Below are 16,435 nucleotides of genomic sequence, written 5' to 3'. Positions count from 1 at the left end.
CCGCCGAGAGTCACCTAGAAGAGCTCCAGCGCCGGTTCGGCTGGCTCTACCCGGGTCAAGAGGTCGACGGAATTGTTCTGCACGCTGTTCACCTTGGCAGAAACCGGCCGCAGCTCAAGTGCCTCGCGCGCCGCCTCGTCTTCAGGAGTCAGGAGCTCGCTGGGGCCGCCTTGCGACGGATCCAGCCAGCGCGACCAGTTCGCCTGGCCGACTACCAACGGCATTCTCTCGTGGATCTCAGCCAACTCGCCCTGCGCAGGCACGGTCACGATGGTGACCGAGAGCAGCCACTGCACGGCAGAGTCCTCGGTATCGTCAGATTCGCCTGCTGTCGATTTCGGGCGCCAGAACTCGTAGAGGCCTGCAAGGGCAAGTGATCGGCCATCGCCGGGGGTCATGAGATATGGCTGTTTGGCCGGCTTGCCGGCCGTGTCCGTAGTGCGATGCCACTCGTACCAACCATCGGCAGGCACTAAACAGCGCCGCTTGGCGAAAGCTCGTTTGAATGCCGCCTTGTCAGCCAGACTTTCGGCGCGTGCATTGATCATCTTGTTGCCGACCGACTCGTCCTTCGCCCAAGAAGGCACCAGACCCCAACGGGCAGCGCGTAGCTGCCTGACTGGGTCGACAGCGCTCTCGCTCCTGCTTTCTATCCCTCTCGGGAGTCGAGTGAGAATCGTTCGAACCGATGTTGTCGGCGCTACGTTGTAGTCAGGCACGATGACCGGATCATCCGACTCGGCCACCTCCACCGCGTCGAACTCGTCCAGCAGGTCTGCTGTTGACTTCGTTGATACGTACCGCCCACACATACTGTTCGACGTTACCGGCAGACTGTGACTATGACATCCGGTGCGAGCCCTGCGGCAGCAAGCGCAGACCAGCCGCCAACACAGCGTCCAGACGAGGTCGACGCCTGGACCGCGCCTGCCGGTTCTGGCCCGCTGGCCGCAACCGTCGCGTTACCGGGCTCGAAGTCACTGACCAACCGGGCGCTGATCCTCGCCGCGCTATCCCGAAACCCGACCCGAATCACTGCTCCACTGCGCGCGCGTGACACCTGGCTGATGGTCGAGGCGCTGCGGAACCTGGGCGCTGACATTACTGAGGACGCCGCCGGCAGCCTGTTGATAACTCCGGGCCAGCTGCATGGCGCACAGATCGATTGTGGTCTCGCAGGAACGGTCATGCGTTTCGTACCACCAGTAGCCGCCCTCGCGAGCGGGGACACCTTCTTCGACGGCGATCCACATGCCCGAACGCGACCGATGGCTACCCTGATCGACGCGCTGCGACAGGCGGGTATCGGCATTTCCGACGAAGGCCGTGGGTTGTTGCCTTTCACCGTACTGGGAACCGGTTCGGTGCCGGGCGGCGTCCTGGAACTCGATGCCTCCGCGTCATCGCAATTCGTTTCCGCGCTGATGCTGGCCGGCGCCCGCTTCGACAAAGGCGTCGAGATTCGGCATATCGGCGAACCGATGCCGTCGCTGCCGCACGTTGAGATGACAGTCGCTGCACTTCGCGGGGCCGGCGTGGACGTCGACGATGCGGTTGCAAACCGCTGGGTGATCGGCCCTGGCGTGATCGACTCCCCCGATGTCGTTATCGAACCGGATCTGTCGAACGCGGCTCCCTTTCTGGCGGCCGCCCTTGCTGTTGGTGGCACTGTGACCATCCCGCATTGGCCAGGCGTCACCACGCAGCCCGGAGACGCCCTTCGGGCGCTGCTCAGCGAGATGGGCGCCGACGTTCGGCTGGACCCAGACGGGTTGAGCGTCACGGCCGGCGGAACGATCCGGCCGCTGGTGGCCGACCTACACGACGTGAGCGAGTTGACCCCCGTTCTCGCTGCCCTCTGCGCTCTCGCGGACGGCGAGTCGCAGATCGTGGGCGTCGCACACATTCGAGGGCATGAAACGGATCGACTCGCTGCCATCCGAACTGAGCTCGCCGCAGCGGGTAGCGACGTCACGGAGACGCCCGATGGCCTGATAATCCGGCCCGCCAAGCTTCACGGCAGCCTGTGGCACGCCTACGCCGATCATCGAATGGCTCAGGCCGGGGCGGTACTCGGGTTAGTTGTGGCAGGTTTGAAGATCGACGACATTGCCTCCACCACCAAGACGATGGCCGACTTTCCGGGCCTCTGGACGAGCCTGTTAGCGCAAACGCAAACCCGAGCAGGGTAGGGAATCATGGCGCGACGCGACGCGAATCGGCTGGACGAAGACGACGTCCGCCATCGGCCTTCGCCACGCGGAACTCGGCCCCGGACAAAGCAGCGGCCGGCTCATGCAACCGCCGCGCCTGGCATGGTTCTCTCCGTAGACCGAGGTCGATACGGTGTCCTGTTGAACGACAGCGACGTCGTCTTGACGACAATGCGTGCCCGCGAGCTCGGCCGCACGGCAATCGCGGTCGGTGATCACGTCGATGTTGTTGGCGACACGTCCGGACAACCGGACACTCTGGCTCGCATCGTGAGGGTGGCCGACCGGCGGACCGTATTGCGCCGTACCGCCGATGACAATGACCCGTACGAGCGGGTGATCGTGGCCAACGCCGACCAATTGCTCATCGTCACGGCACTTGCCGATCCGCCGCCTCGGTACGGACTGATCGATCGCTGCGTTGTCGCCGCCCTAACTGCGGGTATGGAGCCGATTCTGTTGTTGACCAAGGCGGACCTGGCTTCGCCTGACGAGGTGCTCGCGAACTATGCAGACCTGGATGTACCCTCCCTGGTCATCTCCCGGGATTCCGACCTCACCGAAGTGCGACAGGTTTTGGACGGCAAAATCACCGTGTTCGTCGGCCATTCCGGCGTAGGAAAGTCGACGCTCGTCAACACCCTGGTACCGGGCGCAGGACGCAGTACTGGCGTGGTAAGCGGAATCGGTAAGGGGCGCCACACTTCAACATCCGCGGTCGCCCTCCGTCTGCCTTCTCCCTTACAGGGCTGGGTAATCGATACCCCGGGTGTGCGGTCGTTCGGCCTGCACCATGTCACAGCGCAAGACGTGCTGTGGGCATTTCCCGACCTCGAGGACGGCGCGGTTCAATGCCCGGGCAGTTGTGAACATTTGACTGCAGCCGACGGGTGCAAACTCGACGCCTGGGTCGAGTCAGGGCACTCTTCCCCCGCCCGACTCGAAGCTTTTCGCCGCCTGCTGGTCAGCCGTAGCGACCTTGGTGACCCGTAGCTCGCCCTAGATCACCCTTAGCGACGAAGGTATTTCCCCAGGACGTCGAGACCCTGCGCGAGCTCGCCGATTTCGCCCGCGAAAGACAAGCGAGCGAACCGTTGACCCGCCCGGGTGTCAAAGTCGACCCCAGGCGCCAGCGCAACGCCGGTGTCGTCGAGCACCTTTCGGACCCACAGCAACGAATCATCAGTGAAGTCCGAGACATCGACGTACATGTAGAACGCGCCATCGGCAGGCGCGAACCTCGGCAAGCCGATGGACGGCAAGGCATCGAGCAGCAATGCTCGGTTCAGTTTGTATCTTTCGACATTCTCGTCCAGTTCGGCATACGCCTCAAACGCCGCTACGGCCGCCAGCTGCGACAGAGCAGGCGGGCAGATTGCATAATTGCTAGCAAGCCGATCCACGGCATCAAGAAGAATGTCCGGTACCAACAACCACCCGAGTCTCCAGCCCGTCATCGAAAAGTATTTCGAGAATGAGTTGACAACGATGGAATCCCGACCGTATTGCCATGCTGACGAAGCCGGCACGGTGAAGCTGATGCCGTGATAGAGCTCGTCCGAAATAAGTCGCACGCCGGCCGCCGAGCACCATGCGACGATCTGCTCCAAGGCCGCGCCGGAAACCATCGCCCCCGTGGGGTTCGCCGGCGACGCCAGGATAATCCCATCGGGGCGTGGGTTCATCGCCTCGAAGATGTCCAGGGAGGGCATGAATCCCAGGTCGGGACCGCAGTCGAATTCTTCGACCACGACCCCGAGGCTCTTGAGGATGTTGCGGTAGGCAGGATAACCCGGCCGAGCCATGGCCACGACATCACCGGCATCGAAAGAAGCAAGGAATGACAACAGAAACCCGCCAGACGAGCCCGTTGTCACCACGACGTTCCGTGCTTCTACATCGATGTCGTACCACGACTTGGTGTGTGCGGCGATCGCGTCGCGCAACGACGGGATCCCCAGCGTGGCCGTATAGCCGATCTTGTCGGCTGTCAGAGCTGCCGTTGCCGCAGAGCGGACAGCGCGTGGCGCTGCCGTGGACGGCTGGCCCGCGGCAAGGTTGTAGACCGCACGGCCCTGCGCCCGCCGGACCTCGGCCGCACTGAAGATCTCCATCACATAGAACGGCGCAACGTCGGCGCGGCCAGAGGGTGAAAAGGTTGATCGTTGTATTCGCGGCGGATCCCCGCCGGGCTGCGACTGTCTCACTCGGCGACGATAACCTGACCAGCGTGACCATCGGGAACGAATTGCTGCAATCGGCGTCCGGGCCGCTGGGGGATCTCGCCGTCGCCTTGCAACTGGCTGATCTCGCGGACGGCATCACTACCTCCAGATTTCGGGCCAGCGACCTGCTGGTGACGAACAAGCCGGATCTGACGCCGGTGAGCGATGCAGACAAAGCGGTAGAGCGAGCGATCCGTACTCATCTCGAACTGCAGCGGCCGGGCGACGCGTTCTTCGGGGAGGAGTACGGCTCGACCGGTACGGGTCCCCGAAAATGGGTGGTCGACCCAATCGATGGCACCAAGAACTACGTACGTGGCGTGCCGGTCTGGGCGACTCTGATCGCACTGTTGCTCGACGACGAACCGGTCCTTGGTGTGGTCTCGGCCCCTGCGCTCAGCCAACGTTGGTGGGCCAGTCTCGGCGGCGGCGCGTTCACCAGCGCGCAGGGTGAAGAGCCCCGGCCGATCCGAGTCTCCCAAGTGACGAAAATAGCGGATGCCAGCCTTGCCTATGCCTCCCTGGATGGTTGGCGTGCGCTAGGCAAGTTGAACTCGATGATCGGATTGACGCAGCAGGTCTGGCGCTCGCGCGGATATGGCGACTTTTGGTCGTACATGCTCTTGGCCGAAGGCGCGGTGGATCTTGCGGCCGAACCGGAGCTCTCGCTGTGGGACATGGCCGCACTCGCTCCGATCGTGGTCGAGGCAGGCGGTCGATTCACCGGGCTTAATGGCGTGGACGGAGTTCACCAGGGCAATGCTGCGGCGTCCAACGGCCTGCTTCACGAGGCGTTGCTCGGAGTCCTCGGTACAAACCGGAGACGGCCTACCTCAGGCGGGGCGGCCTAGATCGGCAACCGATTCGGCGTTTGCAAGTTCGAGTAGATATCGGCCGGGTAGTCGCAGCTTCGAGGCACGTAGACCACTGCCCACCACGACCTTGGCCGCTTCGGCAACTGCAGTGTCCACGAAGATCCGCCAGTCGGCCGGAAGCCCTATCGGTGTGATGCCCCCGTACTCCATCCCTGTCAACGACACCGCCTCGTCCATCGGGGCGAAGGATGCCTTGCGGACGTCAAGCAGCCGCCGCACGATGCCGTTGACGTCGGCTCGAGTCGTTGCCAGCACCATGCACGCCGCATAGCGGACCTCACCCTCACGCTTGCCCGCGACGATCACGCAGTTGGCAGACTCAGCGAGCGATACGCCATAGGTGCTGCAAAACTCTGCCGTGTCAGCGAGACTTGGGTCGATAGGCGCTACCTCAACCTGCTCGTTGGCCGGCCAGACTTGCAGTTGTGCCTCGACGGGCTCAGCGAGGAGGTTCGGTGACCTTAGGGCGGAACGCCATTGCAGTGTTGCTGCAGAGTTAGGTTCGATCACGAACACACACTCTGCCAGAGGCCTTTTTCCCGGCGTCGTCCGTTGAGCTTTGATGCTGTACACCAACGCCGCCGCTGATGATGAGCGGTGCTGGGACGCAACAAACCTTAGGGTGAGCGCGCCCCAGCCCCGCTTCGTCCTAGTTAGTCGCTTCTTCGCCTGGAGTTGAGATCAGTGCGAACCGCGCGCCACCTGGGTCAGAGACCACGGCCATCCGTCCGAAAGGGGTGTCCCACGCGGGGCGGATCACGTTGCCGCCGAGCTTGACCACTTCGTCGGCTGACTCGTCAGTGTCATCGACGGCGAAGTAGATGAGCCACGCAGGACCGGAGTCATCGTCGGCCGCTGCCTCGCCTACCCCGCCGATCGGCGCGGCCTCCGCCGATGCGCCGTCGACTGCGAACGTTGCGTACTTGAACTCGCCATCGGAAACATCAGCAAACGAGAAGCCGAATACCGCCGCATAGAACTTTTGGTTGGCCTCCCACGACCCGGTCATGTTCTCTTCCCAGATCAAGGACCCGGGCTCGTTCGCCAACTGCACACCGGTGTGCGTTCCGGCCTGCCAGATGCCGAACGCCGCACCCCCCGGATCTACGGCGATCGCCATACGACCGAGATCAGCCACGTCCATTGGGGGCGCGAGCACCTGGCCCCCGTTTTCGGAGATCGCGGCCGCGGTAGCGTCTGCGTTTTCGACCGCCAGGTAGGTCGTCCACGCGACGGGCTGGTCTTCAGACATCACCGGAGCCAGACCGGCAACCGCATGGCCGCCCTTGGTCGCAGTCGAGTAGCCCCCAAATTCGGGCGGGCCCTCGACGACTTGCCAACCGAACAGGCCCTCATAGAACAGCCGCGCGGCCGAGATATCGGCAGCGCTCACATCGACCCAACAGGGCGTGCCCGCAGGCCAAGGCGTGTCGCGGGTAACCATCATGTACCTCCCATAGATCGAACTTGCGGTAGCGAAGTAGTACTCCGCAGGTACGACAAAGGCTGCCACCGCGACGCGTCGGCCGCCATGGGTTTGCCAAGATTCACCGCGCCGACGTGCACGGTTCAACACGCGTATCGCACGCCGCGTCTAGCGTCGTGGTCGGGACCACTGAATGCAGCTTGGGTGTCTGGACAGCGTTCTTCGTCTAGACCGCGTTCTTCGTCTGGACAGCGTTCTTCGTCTGGACAGCGTTCTTCGTCTAGACAGCGTTCTTCGTCTAGACAGCGTTCTTCGTCTAGACAGCGTTCTTCGTCTAGACCGCTCAGCGCTGCTGAGTAGCGTGCAGGGCAGCAAACCAGCACGCCTGACGACAGGGCTCGAGGCCAGCGAATCCGCTTCCACGGCGCCCGGCTCAGTCAGTGATAATTCGGCGGAGAGTAGGACTTCGACGCGGAACCCACCGCGTACGCGAACGAAAGGATCTTCGGTGACCACTGAGAACCCGCGGCAGAACATAACGTTTCCGAGCAACGGCGGAATTGCCCATGGCTACCTCGCGATACCCGAAAAAGATGGTGTCCCGACAACCGGTCCCGGTGTGGTGGTCATTCAGGAGTGGTGGGGACTGACCGATCACATCGTCGGCATCGCCGACCGCTTGGCCGACGCAGGATTCGTAGTTCTGGCTCCGGACTTGTTCGGAGGCAAGACGACCCATGATGCCGACGAGGCGGGCAAGCTGATGTCCGAGCTCCCGGTCGAGCAGGCGACGAAGGACCTCGCGGGTGCAGTCGACTTCCTACTCGCGCATGAAGCCGTCACGTCTGAGAAAATCGGCGCTGTTGGATTTTGCATGGGTGGAGGGTTCGTGCTCCTGCTAGCGGCTCAGCTCGGTGACAAGATCGGCGCCGCAGTGCCCTTCTATGGGGTCGGTCAGGGTGTGCCGAACACTTACGCCGGCCTTACTGCGGCGGTTCAAGGCCACTACGGCATGAATGACGATTTCTACCCAGTTGATCAGGCCAGACAGCAAGAAGAGCAAATCGCCAAAGAGAGCGGCGCGGAGGTCGAGTTCTTCTACTACCCGACGGGCCACGCGTTCCACAACGATGAGAATCTTCTCGGTACTTACGACGAGCAGAACGCGAAGCTGGCATGGGACCGGACTGTAAACTTTCTCCGGGACAAGTTGAGCTGACATGCCCGAACCAACTGAAGCCGAGCGTGCAGATCTTGAAGCCCGCCGCGCCGAACTACGAGATCGATACCTGACACCGCAGGATCGCCGTCCGCCCAGCACTGCGCGCGGTATCCACCACGCGGCGCTGATTTGCAGCGATGTCGCAACGACGATCGACTTTTACCAGGGGCTACTGGGCTTTCCGCTCGTTGAACTGGTCGAGAACAGAGACTATCCGGGATCGTCGCATTTCTTTTTCGACCTAGGAAACTCCACGTTGCTCGGATTCTTCGACTTTCCTGGTCTGGGTCTCGAGCCGGGCGTCGAAGCAATCGGCACCGTTCAACACATCGCCATCTCGGTCGCCCCAGATCAACATGGCGCGCTGCGCGCGAAACTAGATCGTGCAGGGGTTGCCTATGGCGGCCCTGACAAAGGCATCGAGGAATCCTTGTACTTCAGGGATCCGAATGGCATCCAGATCGAGCTACTCCGTGATGAGTTGATGTATTTCGGAGGCCGATGGCTGGACGGCCGCACGTGAAACTCGGGTTCGGCCTGCCCGTGTCGGGGAGCTGGGCGACACGAGAGAATGTGGTGTCCATCGCCCGTCGCGCGGAACAGGGCGGCTACGAATCGTTGTGGACCTTCCAGCGCTTGTTGCATCCGGCCACCGGTGACTGGGGGTCGATGTACCGATCGGTCACCGATCCACTGATCACCCTGGCCTACGTCGCAGCGATCACGGAACGTCCTCGCCTCGGCGTGGCGATTCTGAATGCCCCCTACTTCTCTCCGATCTTGTTGGCGAAGCAACTCACGACCCTGGACGAACTTTCCAACGGGCGGTTAGACGCCGGCCTCGGGCTCGGTTGGGCCGAAGAGGAATTTGTGGCTTCTGGTGTCGACTTCGCGAGACGTGGCGATCGCATCGAGGAGTTCATCCAATGCTTGACTGCCATCTGGACTCAGCCGCAAGTGTCCTTCAACGGAGAGTTCTATCAAATTCCGCCTTCCAACGTTGATCCGAAGCCCGTGCAACAACCTCATCCACCAATCCTGCTGGGTGGTGACGCCGACCGAGCGCTGAAACGCGTAGGACGACTCGCCGACGGTTGGATCAGTCGGAGTCGGCATGACCTGACCAAGATCGCAACCGATATCGAGATCATCAAGACGGCGGCACGAAGTGCTGGGCGAGACCCCCACGACCTGCGTGTCATCGTCCGTGGTGTCGTGAATCTGGTTGAGGCAGCGTCTGTCGCGGCGACCGGAGCGGCCGACCGACGCCCACTGCATGGAACAGCACAGCAAATCAAGGATGATCTTTCGCGCCTCGCCGAGCAGGGGGTCACCGAGGTGTTTCTCGATCTCAACTTTGCACCCTCGATCGGTGATCCACAGGCTGACCCGAAGGCATCCATGCAACACGCCGTTAAGGTGCTAGAAACCTTTGCGCCGTTTTCGCACTGAGGCTCCTGGCGACTGAAAGGCCATGAGGTAGACGCGAACGTAGGTGTCCTGTTGACCGGCTGAGAACGAGGCGACGAATCCCCCCACAACCAGTCACACTCCACAAGCACGATTTGGCTCTCTGGAACTGGTAGGAGCGGGAATGCAGACCATCGCTCAATTCGCGATTCGTAGACGCTGGTGGGTTGTAGCTGGGTGGATCGCCTTCATCATCGGTACTCAACTCCTACTCAGCGGGCTTGGTGGCTCGAACTACAAAGATGACTTCAAGCTCCCCCACACCGAGACCGAGACCGTCTCCCAGCTCCTGACGAAGGCCGGTCTGGACAGCCAGAATGGCGCCAGCGGCACCATGGTTCTGCACTCGAAGGTCGGCACGATCGCCGACTATGAAGGCACAGTCAAGCCAGCCTTGCAGAAGCTGTGCGCCAGTGATCTTGGGATCTCGACGATCTCGTCTCCCTACGGTGCCGTTGCGTGCCCACCCGCCACGGTCACCGCTTCAGCCGACACCGCGGCCGCACGGGCTGCATTGATCAGCCCTGACAAGAGCGTGGGGATCGTCGAGATCAACTGGACGGCTGTGAATCCAAGTATCAGCGATGTCCAGAAGGTGTACGACCAACTCAGCGCCTCCTTGTCCACCAAGACCATTCAGGACAAACTGCAGGTCGAGTTCACCGGAAACGTGTTTCAGGCCGTGTCGCAGGGCGGTGGCGGCATTCCGCCTGAGCTGATCGGCTTCATCGCTGCACTCATAATCTTGTTCGTCGTGTTCCGTACCATCGGTGCCACCGTCCTCCCCCTAGCCAGCGCGATCGCGGCGATGGGCAGCGGACTCGCACTAATCGGGCTGTTGTCACACATCATGAGCGTCGCGAGCTTCGCCAATGAGCTCGCGCTGTTGATGATTCTCGGCGTGGGCATCGACTACGCCCTCTTTATCGTGACAAGACATAGGCGAAATCTGATGCGCGGTATCTCGGTGGAGGAGTCGATTGCCATTGCAATCAATACCTCGGGCCGCGCGGTGCTCTTCGCCGGCACGACGGTCTGCATCGCATTGCTGGGGCTATGGGCTTTGGGGGTCAGCTTCCTCTACGGGGTGTCGCTGGGTACCGCGATCGGCGTCGCCCTGACGATGGTCGCATCGCTCACCTTGCTGCCGGCGTTGCTGTCCTTCCTGGGGTTGAAGGTCCTGCCCCGCAAACAGCGCCGAGCCGTTCGGGCCGGCACCTTCGATCTCTCCGAGCACCAGGGGTTCTGGTACCGGTGGTCGCGCATCGTCGAGCGCAACCGGATCGTCCTTGCCCTCGTCGCCGGGATCGTCCTCGTCGTTCTCGCCATCCCCTTCTTCTCGATTCGTCTGGGCTCCTCTGACCAGGGCACCGATCCGAAGGGCTCCACGACTCGCGCGGGTTATGACTTGATCGCCCAAGGCTTTGGGCCCGGCTACAACTCGAGCCTGCAGTTGGTGATCAGCGGGCCCGGGTCGACCGACCAGGCTTATCTGGAAAAGGTCGCAACTACGCTCAAGGGTGTTGATGATGTTGCGCCCAACAGCGTGCGGATCGTCCCCACCGGCAAGCAGGTTGCGTTGGTGACCTTTAAGTCGGTGAGCTCGCCGCAGGACGCGAGGACCACCGATCTGGTGAAGAATCTGCGCAGCAACATCCTGCCGCCGCTGTATCAAGGCACGCAGAGCCACATCTATGTCTACGGAGTCACCGCAATTTTCGTGGACTTCGCGAAGGTGCTGTCGGCGAAGATGGCATTTTTCTTCATAGCTGTCATTGGATTGTCGTTCCTGCTCTTGATGGTCGCCTTCCGCAGCCTCGTGATCCCGCTCACGGCCGCGGTGATGAACCTGCTGGCGGCCGGTGCCTCCTTCGGCGTGGTGGTGGCCGTGTTCCAGTGGGGCTGGCTCTCGGAGGCATTGGGAATCGGCGGGGCGGGTCCGATCGAGCCGTTCATTCCGGTGATGTTCTTCGCGATCCTCTTCGGACTTTCGATGGACTATCAGGTGTTCCTGGTTAGCCGAATGCATGAGGAATGGCAGCACACCGGCGACAACAGCCGTTCAATCACCGTGGGCCAGGGCGAGACTGGTGGCATCATCACCGCCGCCGCAATCATCATGATCGCGGTCTTCGGCGGATTCGTCCTCGGTGACGCCCGAGTCATCAAGCTGTTCGGAATCGGGTTGGCGTCGGCGGTATTCCTCGACGCCTTCATCGTCCGAACGATCCTGGTGCCGTCGCTGATGCACATGATCGGCAAGGCGAACTGGTTCTATCCAGCCTGGCTGGACAAGATCACGCCGCGCGTCTCGATTGAAGCCGCGGATGCAGATGAGGATGCCGACCCGGCCGCAGGCATGGATGACAAGTCACTGACCCGCGTCTAGGCCCTTGGACCCGTCACATTGAACATCTGTCGATGCTCGGCCGCTTAGCTACTACGGCCGAGCATCGACAGCGCGGTCGAAACAATTCTCGGCTCGTCGAGCAACACCAAGCGAGAAGCATCGCCGAGCGGCACGAAGCTGTCCAGACTGGTTACACGTTCGATCGCACCAGCGAAGCCGGCGTCTACGAGGGCCGCGATCACGCCTTCAGAAACTCCGCCGGTGCGACGGGTCTCGTCCACAATCAATGCCCGCCCGGTCGCTTCGGATTCGGAGAGAATATCGGCGACCGGTAAAGGCGACAGCCAACGCAGGTCGACAACCCGCACCGATATTCCCTGCGCGGAAAGGGCTTTCGCGCTGCGCAGACTCATTGGCAGGCCGTTGCCGAAGGTGAGGATGGTCAGGTCCGAGCCAGCACTGTCATCGACCAGCCACCTTCTGGCTCGACCGATCGGAATGTGTTCGCCGTCAAGTGACAGCGGCCGATAGTCGGCAAGCCAGCCGCCGTCGCCATCGTTGTACAGATCTCGTTGGTGGTACAGCGCGATCGGTTCGAGAAAGACGGAAATCGTTCCGTCAACCACGGCGGCCGCGATCATCGTGCGCAGCATTGCCGGGGCATCGGAGGAATGTGATGGCACCCCGACCACAAGGCCAGGGATGTCGCGCAGCACGGCCACCGAATTGTCGTTGTGAAAGTGTCCACCGAAGCCCTTCTGATACCCAAGTCCGGCCACTCGGACAACCATCGGATTGCGATATTGGCCCTGGGAGAAAAATTGCAAGGTCGCAGCTTCGCCTCTTAGCTGGTCCTCCGCGTTGTGCAGGTACGCCAGGTACTGGATCTCGGGTATTGGCAGAAAGCCGTCCAGCGCGGTTCCGAGCGCCAGGCCGAGAATGGCCTGCTCGTCGAGCAACGTATCGAAGACCCTCGCTGCGCCGAATGCCTTACGCAGGCCGCGCGTCACGCCGTAGACGCCACCCTTCACCGAGACATCCTCGCCGAACAGCAGCGATTCCGGTCGTCTGGCGAGCTCGTCGTGCAGCGCACGGTTAATCGACTGCGCCAGCGTCAAGGCACCTTCGTCCTCCGGCAGGACCGCGCCGAACACCTCGCGGCGCGCGTCGTCAGGGAGCCGAGACACCACCTCGCGGGCTACGGCGTCGGGCGAACGTGGCGCCAGCGGAGCGAGGACGACCTCTGCCGAAGCCAGCTGTGGCGTTGCCAGCACCTCCGCAGACGTGATGGTGACTTGGGCCCCGACCGCCTCATAGCGGGCTAGCAACTCCGTCCCGGTGGCCGCACCCGCGCCGACCAGCAACTTGGCGGTAGCGATCAACGGATCGCGCGCGTAGTCAGCAGTGATGTCGGTCTGCCGCCGATAGGCCATTTCGGCATCAGATCCGGCGTGGCCGAGGTATCGCACCATCTTCAGATGCAAGAAGGCCGGCTTCCGATTTGCTCGGACGAAATCGACCGCTTGGGTGGCGGCATCGTAAACGTCGGCGATGTCGCAGCCGTCTGCCGCGATGTACTTCAGGCCCGGGCGCGCCGAAAAACGCTGCGTGATCCAGCCCGAGGGCGTTGGCGTGCTGATGCCGAAACCGTTGTCTTCGCAGACCATCAACATCGGCATCCCGATACCTTGAAAAACAGTGTTGGACGACGAGTTGAACGCTCCGACCAGGGTCGAGTGATTGACTGAGGCGTCGCCGAAACTCGTGACGACTATCGCATCCTCTGGCCACGGCGTATGAAGGCCGAGGCGGCGGGCACGATCGATGCCGAAGGCGACTCCTACCGCGCGCGGCAGGTGGGACGCGATGGTTGAGGTCTGGGGTATCACCGCAAGTTCGTGGTTTCCGAATACTTTGTGGCGGCCGCCGGCAATCGGTTCCGATACCGCCGAGCTCACGCCCGCAAGGATGTCGCGGACCGGATCTTGACCAGGTACTTGCTGGGCACGTGCGCAGTAGAACCCACCTGATCGATAATGCAGCAATGCCGGATCTGTCGGTCGCAGGGCCAGAGCCACGGCCGCGTTGCCCTCGTGACCAGCCGAGGCGATGGTGTAGAAGCCGCGACCCTGGACCTGCATCCGCTTGGCGGCGAGGTCGCTATGGCGGGACTGGCACTGCGCGATGAACAATTCGCTCGTCTGGTCGACGGTCAGCAAACTCCCAGCCCGAACCGGGCTCGCACCCGCGCGCACGCGTCCGCCGACTGGTGCCTGCAACGCCGCGAGGACGCTGAGGAAGTGTTCTTCGAGCGGAACGCGGTCGGCAGCCACGCGACCATTTAACCGCGCGGCCGCAGCACCGAGAACACTACCGTCGGGAGTCGACTCGCCTGGAGGGTGACCGGGTAGCAGTTAGGCGGATACCTCGGACAGGTCGCCGGCCCACAGCGTGTGAAAAGCGCCCGGCTTGTCGACCCGCTGATAAGTGTGCGCACCGAAATTATCTCGGAGTCCCTGGATCAGCGCCGCCGGCAGCCGCGTGCGGCGAAGTCCGTCGAAGTAAGCGAGTGAAGATGAGAATGCCGGAGTCGGAATCCCATGCTGCGCAGCGGCCACAACTATTCGGCGCCAGCTGTTGAGTCCGTCCGACACCGCCGCGGCGAAGTAAGGTGCGACGAGCAGGGAGGGTAGCCCGGGATCAGCCTCGTACGCCTCGACGATCCGGTTCAAGAACCTTGCCCTAATGATGCAGCCGCCACGCCAGATCGTCGCCATGGCCGCGCGGTCGATTTGCCATCCGAATTCCTCGCTGCCTGCCTGAATGTGATCAAATCCCTGCGCATAGGCCACCACCTTGGACGCGTACAGGGCTTTACGTACGTCATCGATGAAGTCTTGCCGATTGGTGGCGAATGCCTCGCCCCCGGTATCCGCACCGCCGAAGGTGCGAGCCGCAGCCTCTCGCTGATCGGCGTGTCCGGAAAGCGATCGTGCGAAGGTCGCCTCCGCGATACCGGTGATGGGCACGCCCAGATCAAGGGCACTCTGCACCGTCCAGCGCCCGGTGCCCTTCTGCTCGGCCTGGTCGAGCACGATATCGACGAACGCCTTGCCCGTTGCAGCGTCCTTGTGAGCCAACACGTCGGCAGTGATTTCGATCAGGAACGACTCCAGATCGCCTGAGTTCCAATCACGAAAGATTGCTGCGATCTCAGCGGGTGTATCGCCCAATCCGCTGCGAAGCAGGTCGTAGGCCTCGGCGATTAGCTGCATGTCGGCGTACTCGATGCCGTTGTGGACCATCTTGACGAAGTGTCCTGCGCCGTCCGGGCCGACGTGTACACAGCATGGAGTCCCATCGACCTCCGCGGCGATCGAAGAAAAAATTGGCCCGAGCTTCTGATAAGCCTCAGCCGAACCTCCCGGCATGATCGAGGGGCCGTTGAGAGCACCTTCCTCCCCGCCGGAGACCCCGCTGCCGACGAAATGCAAGCCCTGCTTCTTCAGGCTCTCCTCGCGGCGGCGGGTATCGACGAAGTGCGCGTTGCCGCAATCTATGACGATGTCGCCCTCGTCGAGCAGTGGTGCAAGTTCATCTATCACAGCATCGGTCGGATCGCCTGCCTTGACCATGATGATGATCGCCCTAGGCTTTTCCAGCGACGCCACGAAGTCGGTCAGCGATTCGCTGGGAATGAAGGTGCCCTCGCTGCCATGATCACGAACCAAGCTCTCGGTTCGAGAATGACTTCGATTGTGAAGCGCTACCCGGTACCCGTGCCGGGCTAGATTCCGGGCAAGATTGCGGCCCATCACCGCTAAGCCGGTCACGCCGATCTGTGCTGTACCGGCCGGACGAACAGCGGTCGATTCGGTCATGAGGAGTGCTCCTTAGTTTGTCGGCTATCGCGAGAATTTGTCGGCTATCGCGAGGTCACGCGGAAGTCAGCTCGGACCGAAGCGCTCGACCCGAATACGGGAATCCGGATAGTCGAGATTGACCAGTTCATGGCTCAAAGCTTCTGCAAAGCCAGCCGACCCACAGACGAAAGCTGTCTGCGCTCCCGGCAGGAGCGGTCGCAGGTCGTCGCGGGTCAGCCGCCGACCGCCATCGCCGGTCAGAGCGACGGTCGCGCCATAGCTGGAAAGCTCATCGGCGTAGGGCAGATCGGCATGGGTTCGACCGGAGACGGCAAGTCTCAACAGATCCGAACGGCCAACAGCAGCGGCGTGCCTGGCCATTGCCACCAGAGGCACGACTCCGGTCCCGCCGCCGATGGCCAGTGCTGGACTAGTCGCGTCCCACACGAACCAGCCGCCGATCGGACCGCGGACCTCGACCCGGTCACCGGGCTCGACCACCTCATAGAGGTAGCCCGAGACCTCGCCGTCATCCAAGCGCTCGATGCAGAGCTCGACGAGAGGATCGCCCGGGGCCGAAGAAACGGAATATGAGCGGGAAGCCGTATAGCCGTCATCAGCGGTGAGTCGAACCACATAGTGTTGACCTGGAAGGTGTTGTAGACGACCTTCGACCTCGAGCCGCAGGATCACGATTCGAGGGGATACTCGGTTCGCCTCGCGCACTGTGGCCGATTGCCACTTCGTTGCCTGAACAGCGCCCGCCAGACCAGGGCCGGCCTCAGCCACTG

Annotated in this window: 14 protein-coding genes; 7 read left to right on the top strand and 7 right to left on the bottom strand. The window is 62.3% G+C overall.

The features are described 5' to 3' along the window. Positions 1–14 precede the first annotated feature (14 nt). On the bottom strand, positions 15–812 hold the full coding sequence (locus tag ACSMXN_RS10550; protein WP_022912622.1) for an SOS response-associated peptidase: 798 nt from the start codon (positions 810–812) through the stop codon (positions 15–17). A gap of 30 nt (positions 813–842) precedes the next feature. Here ACSMXN_RS10550 and aroA point away from each other — a divergent pair, with 30 nt between their 5' ends. Continuing rightward, positions 843–2,192, top strand: coding sequence for a 3-phosphoshikimate 1-carboxyvinyltransferase (gene aroA / locus ACSMXN_RS10545; RefSeq protein ID WP_022912621.1), 1,350 nt, complete (start codon positions 843–845; stop codon positions 2,190–2,192). A gap of 6 nt (positions 2,193–2,198) precedes the next feature. Continuing rightward, positions 2,199–3,206, top strand: coding sequence for a ribosome small subunit-dependent GTPase A (gene rsgA / locus ACSMXN_RS10540; protein WP_022912620.1), 1,008 nt, complete (start codon positions 2,199–2,201; stop codon positions 3,204–3,206). Between the two features lie 17 nt (positions 3,207–3,223). On the opposite strand, the gene ACSMXN_RS10535 is transcribed toward rsgA, so the two are convergent. Continuing rightward, positions 3,224–4,327 carry an aminotransferase class I/II-fold pyridoxal phosphate-dependent enzyme gene (locus ACSMXN_RS10535; RefSeq protein ID WP_051148810.1) on the bottom strand — a complete coding sequence of 368 codons (1,104 nt, stop codon included), beginning with the start codon at positions 4,325–4,327 and terminating at the stop codon, positions 3,224–3,226. Between the two features lie 116 nt (positions 4,328–4,443). On the opposite strand from ACSMXN_RS10535, the gene hisN reads away from it, so the two are divergent. Continuing rightward, a complete protein-coding gene (gene hisN / locus ACSMXN_RS10530; RefSeq protein WP_455407743.1) occupies positions 4,444–5,289 on the top strand; it encodes a histidinol-phosphatase in 846 nt (281 codons plus the stop codon). On the opposite strand, the gene ACSMXN_RS10525 is transcribed toward hisN, so the two are convergent. Both ACSMXN_RS10525 and ACSMXN_RS10520 read right to left on the bottom strand, forming a co-directional pair. Continuing rightward, the gene (locus ACSMXN_RS10525) at positions 5,272–5,820 is read right to left on the bottom strand and encodes a YbaK/EbsC family protein (protein WP_051148824.1); all 549 of its coding nucleotides are present in this window, start codon (positions 5,818–5,820) and stop codon (positions 5,272–5,274) included. The genes hisN and ACSMXN_RS10525 overlap by 18 nt on opposite strands. Positions 5,821–5,962: 142 nt before the next feature. Next, on the bottom strand, positions 5,963–6,826 hold the full coding sequence (locus ACSMXN_RS10520) for a VOC family protein (RefSeq protein WP_196811210.1): 864 nt from the start codon (positions 6,824–6,826) through the stop codon (positions 5,963–5,965). A gap of 421 nt (positions 6,827–7,247) precedes the next feature. Between ACSMXN_RS10520 and ACSMXN_RS10515 the strand changes: the two genes are divergently transcribed. The 4 genes from ACSMXN_RS10515 to ACSMXN_RS10500 all read left to right on the top strand — a co-directional run bounded on the left by ACSMXN_RS10515 (position 7,248) and on the right by ACSMXN_RS10500 (position 11,820). After that, a complete protein-coding gene (locus tag ACSMXN_RS10515; protein ID WP_022912615.1) occupies positions 7,248–7,958 on the top strand; it encodes a dienelactone hydrolase family protein in 711 nt (236 codons plus the stop codon). A 1-nt stretch (position 7,959) separates the two neighbouring features. Further along, positions 7,960–8,484 carry a VOC family protein gene (locus tag ACSMXN_RS10510; protein ID WP_022912614.1) on the top strand — a complete coding sequence of 175 codons (525 nt, stop codon included), beginning with the start codon at positions 7,960–7,962 and terminating at the stop codon, positions 8,482–8,484. Further along, complete coding sequence (locus ACSMXN_RS10505) at positions 8,463–9,413, top strand: TIGR03619 family F420-dependent LLM class oxidoreductase (protein ID WP_022912613.1); 951 nt, start codon at positions 8,463–8,465, stop codon at positions 9,411–9,413. The genes ACSMXN_RS10510 and ACSMXN_RS10505 overlap by 22 nt, the downstream gene beginning before the upstream one ends. 142 nt (positions 9,414–9,555) lie before the next feature. Next, on the top strand, positions 9,556–11,820 hold the full coding sequence (locus ACSMXN_RS10500) for an MMPL family transporter (protein ID WP_022912612.1): 2,265 nt from the start codon (positions 9,556–9,558) through the stop codon (positions 11,818–11,820). 44 nt (positions 11,821–11,864) lie between these two features. On the opposite strand, the gene ACSMXN_RS10495 is transcribed toward ACSMXN_RS10500, so the two are convergent. The 3 genes from ACSMXN_RS10495 to ACSMXN_RS10485 form a co-directional block, all read right to left on the bottom strand. After that, entirely contained in the window at positions 11,865–14,114 is a 2,250-nt protein-coding gene (locus tag ACSMXN_RS10495) for a thiamine pyrophosphate-dependent enzyme (protein ID WP_022912611.1), read from the bottom strand. Between the two features lie 81 nt (positions 14,115–14,195). Beyond that, positions 14,196–15,662, bottom strand: coding sequence for an NADP-dependent phosphogluconate dehydrogenase (gene gndA, locus ACSMXN_RS10490; RefSeq protein WP_022912610.1), 1,467 nt, complete (start codon positions 15,660–15,662; stop codon positions 14,196–14,198). A 66-nt stretch (positions 15,663–15,728) separates the two neighbouring features. Further along, a complete protein-coding gene (locus ACSMXN_RS10485) occupies positions 15,729–16,433 on the bottom strand; it encodes an FAD-binding oxidoreductase (protein ID WP_022912609.1) in 705 nt (234 codons plus the stop codon). Positions 16,434–16,435 lie beyond the last annotated feature (2 nt).

The organism is Parajatrophihabitans canadensis, assembly GCF_053764775.1.
This window is presented reverse-complemented; position numbering and strand designations above follow the sequence as displayed.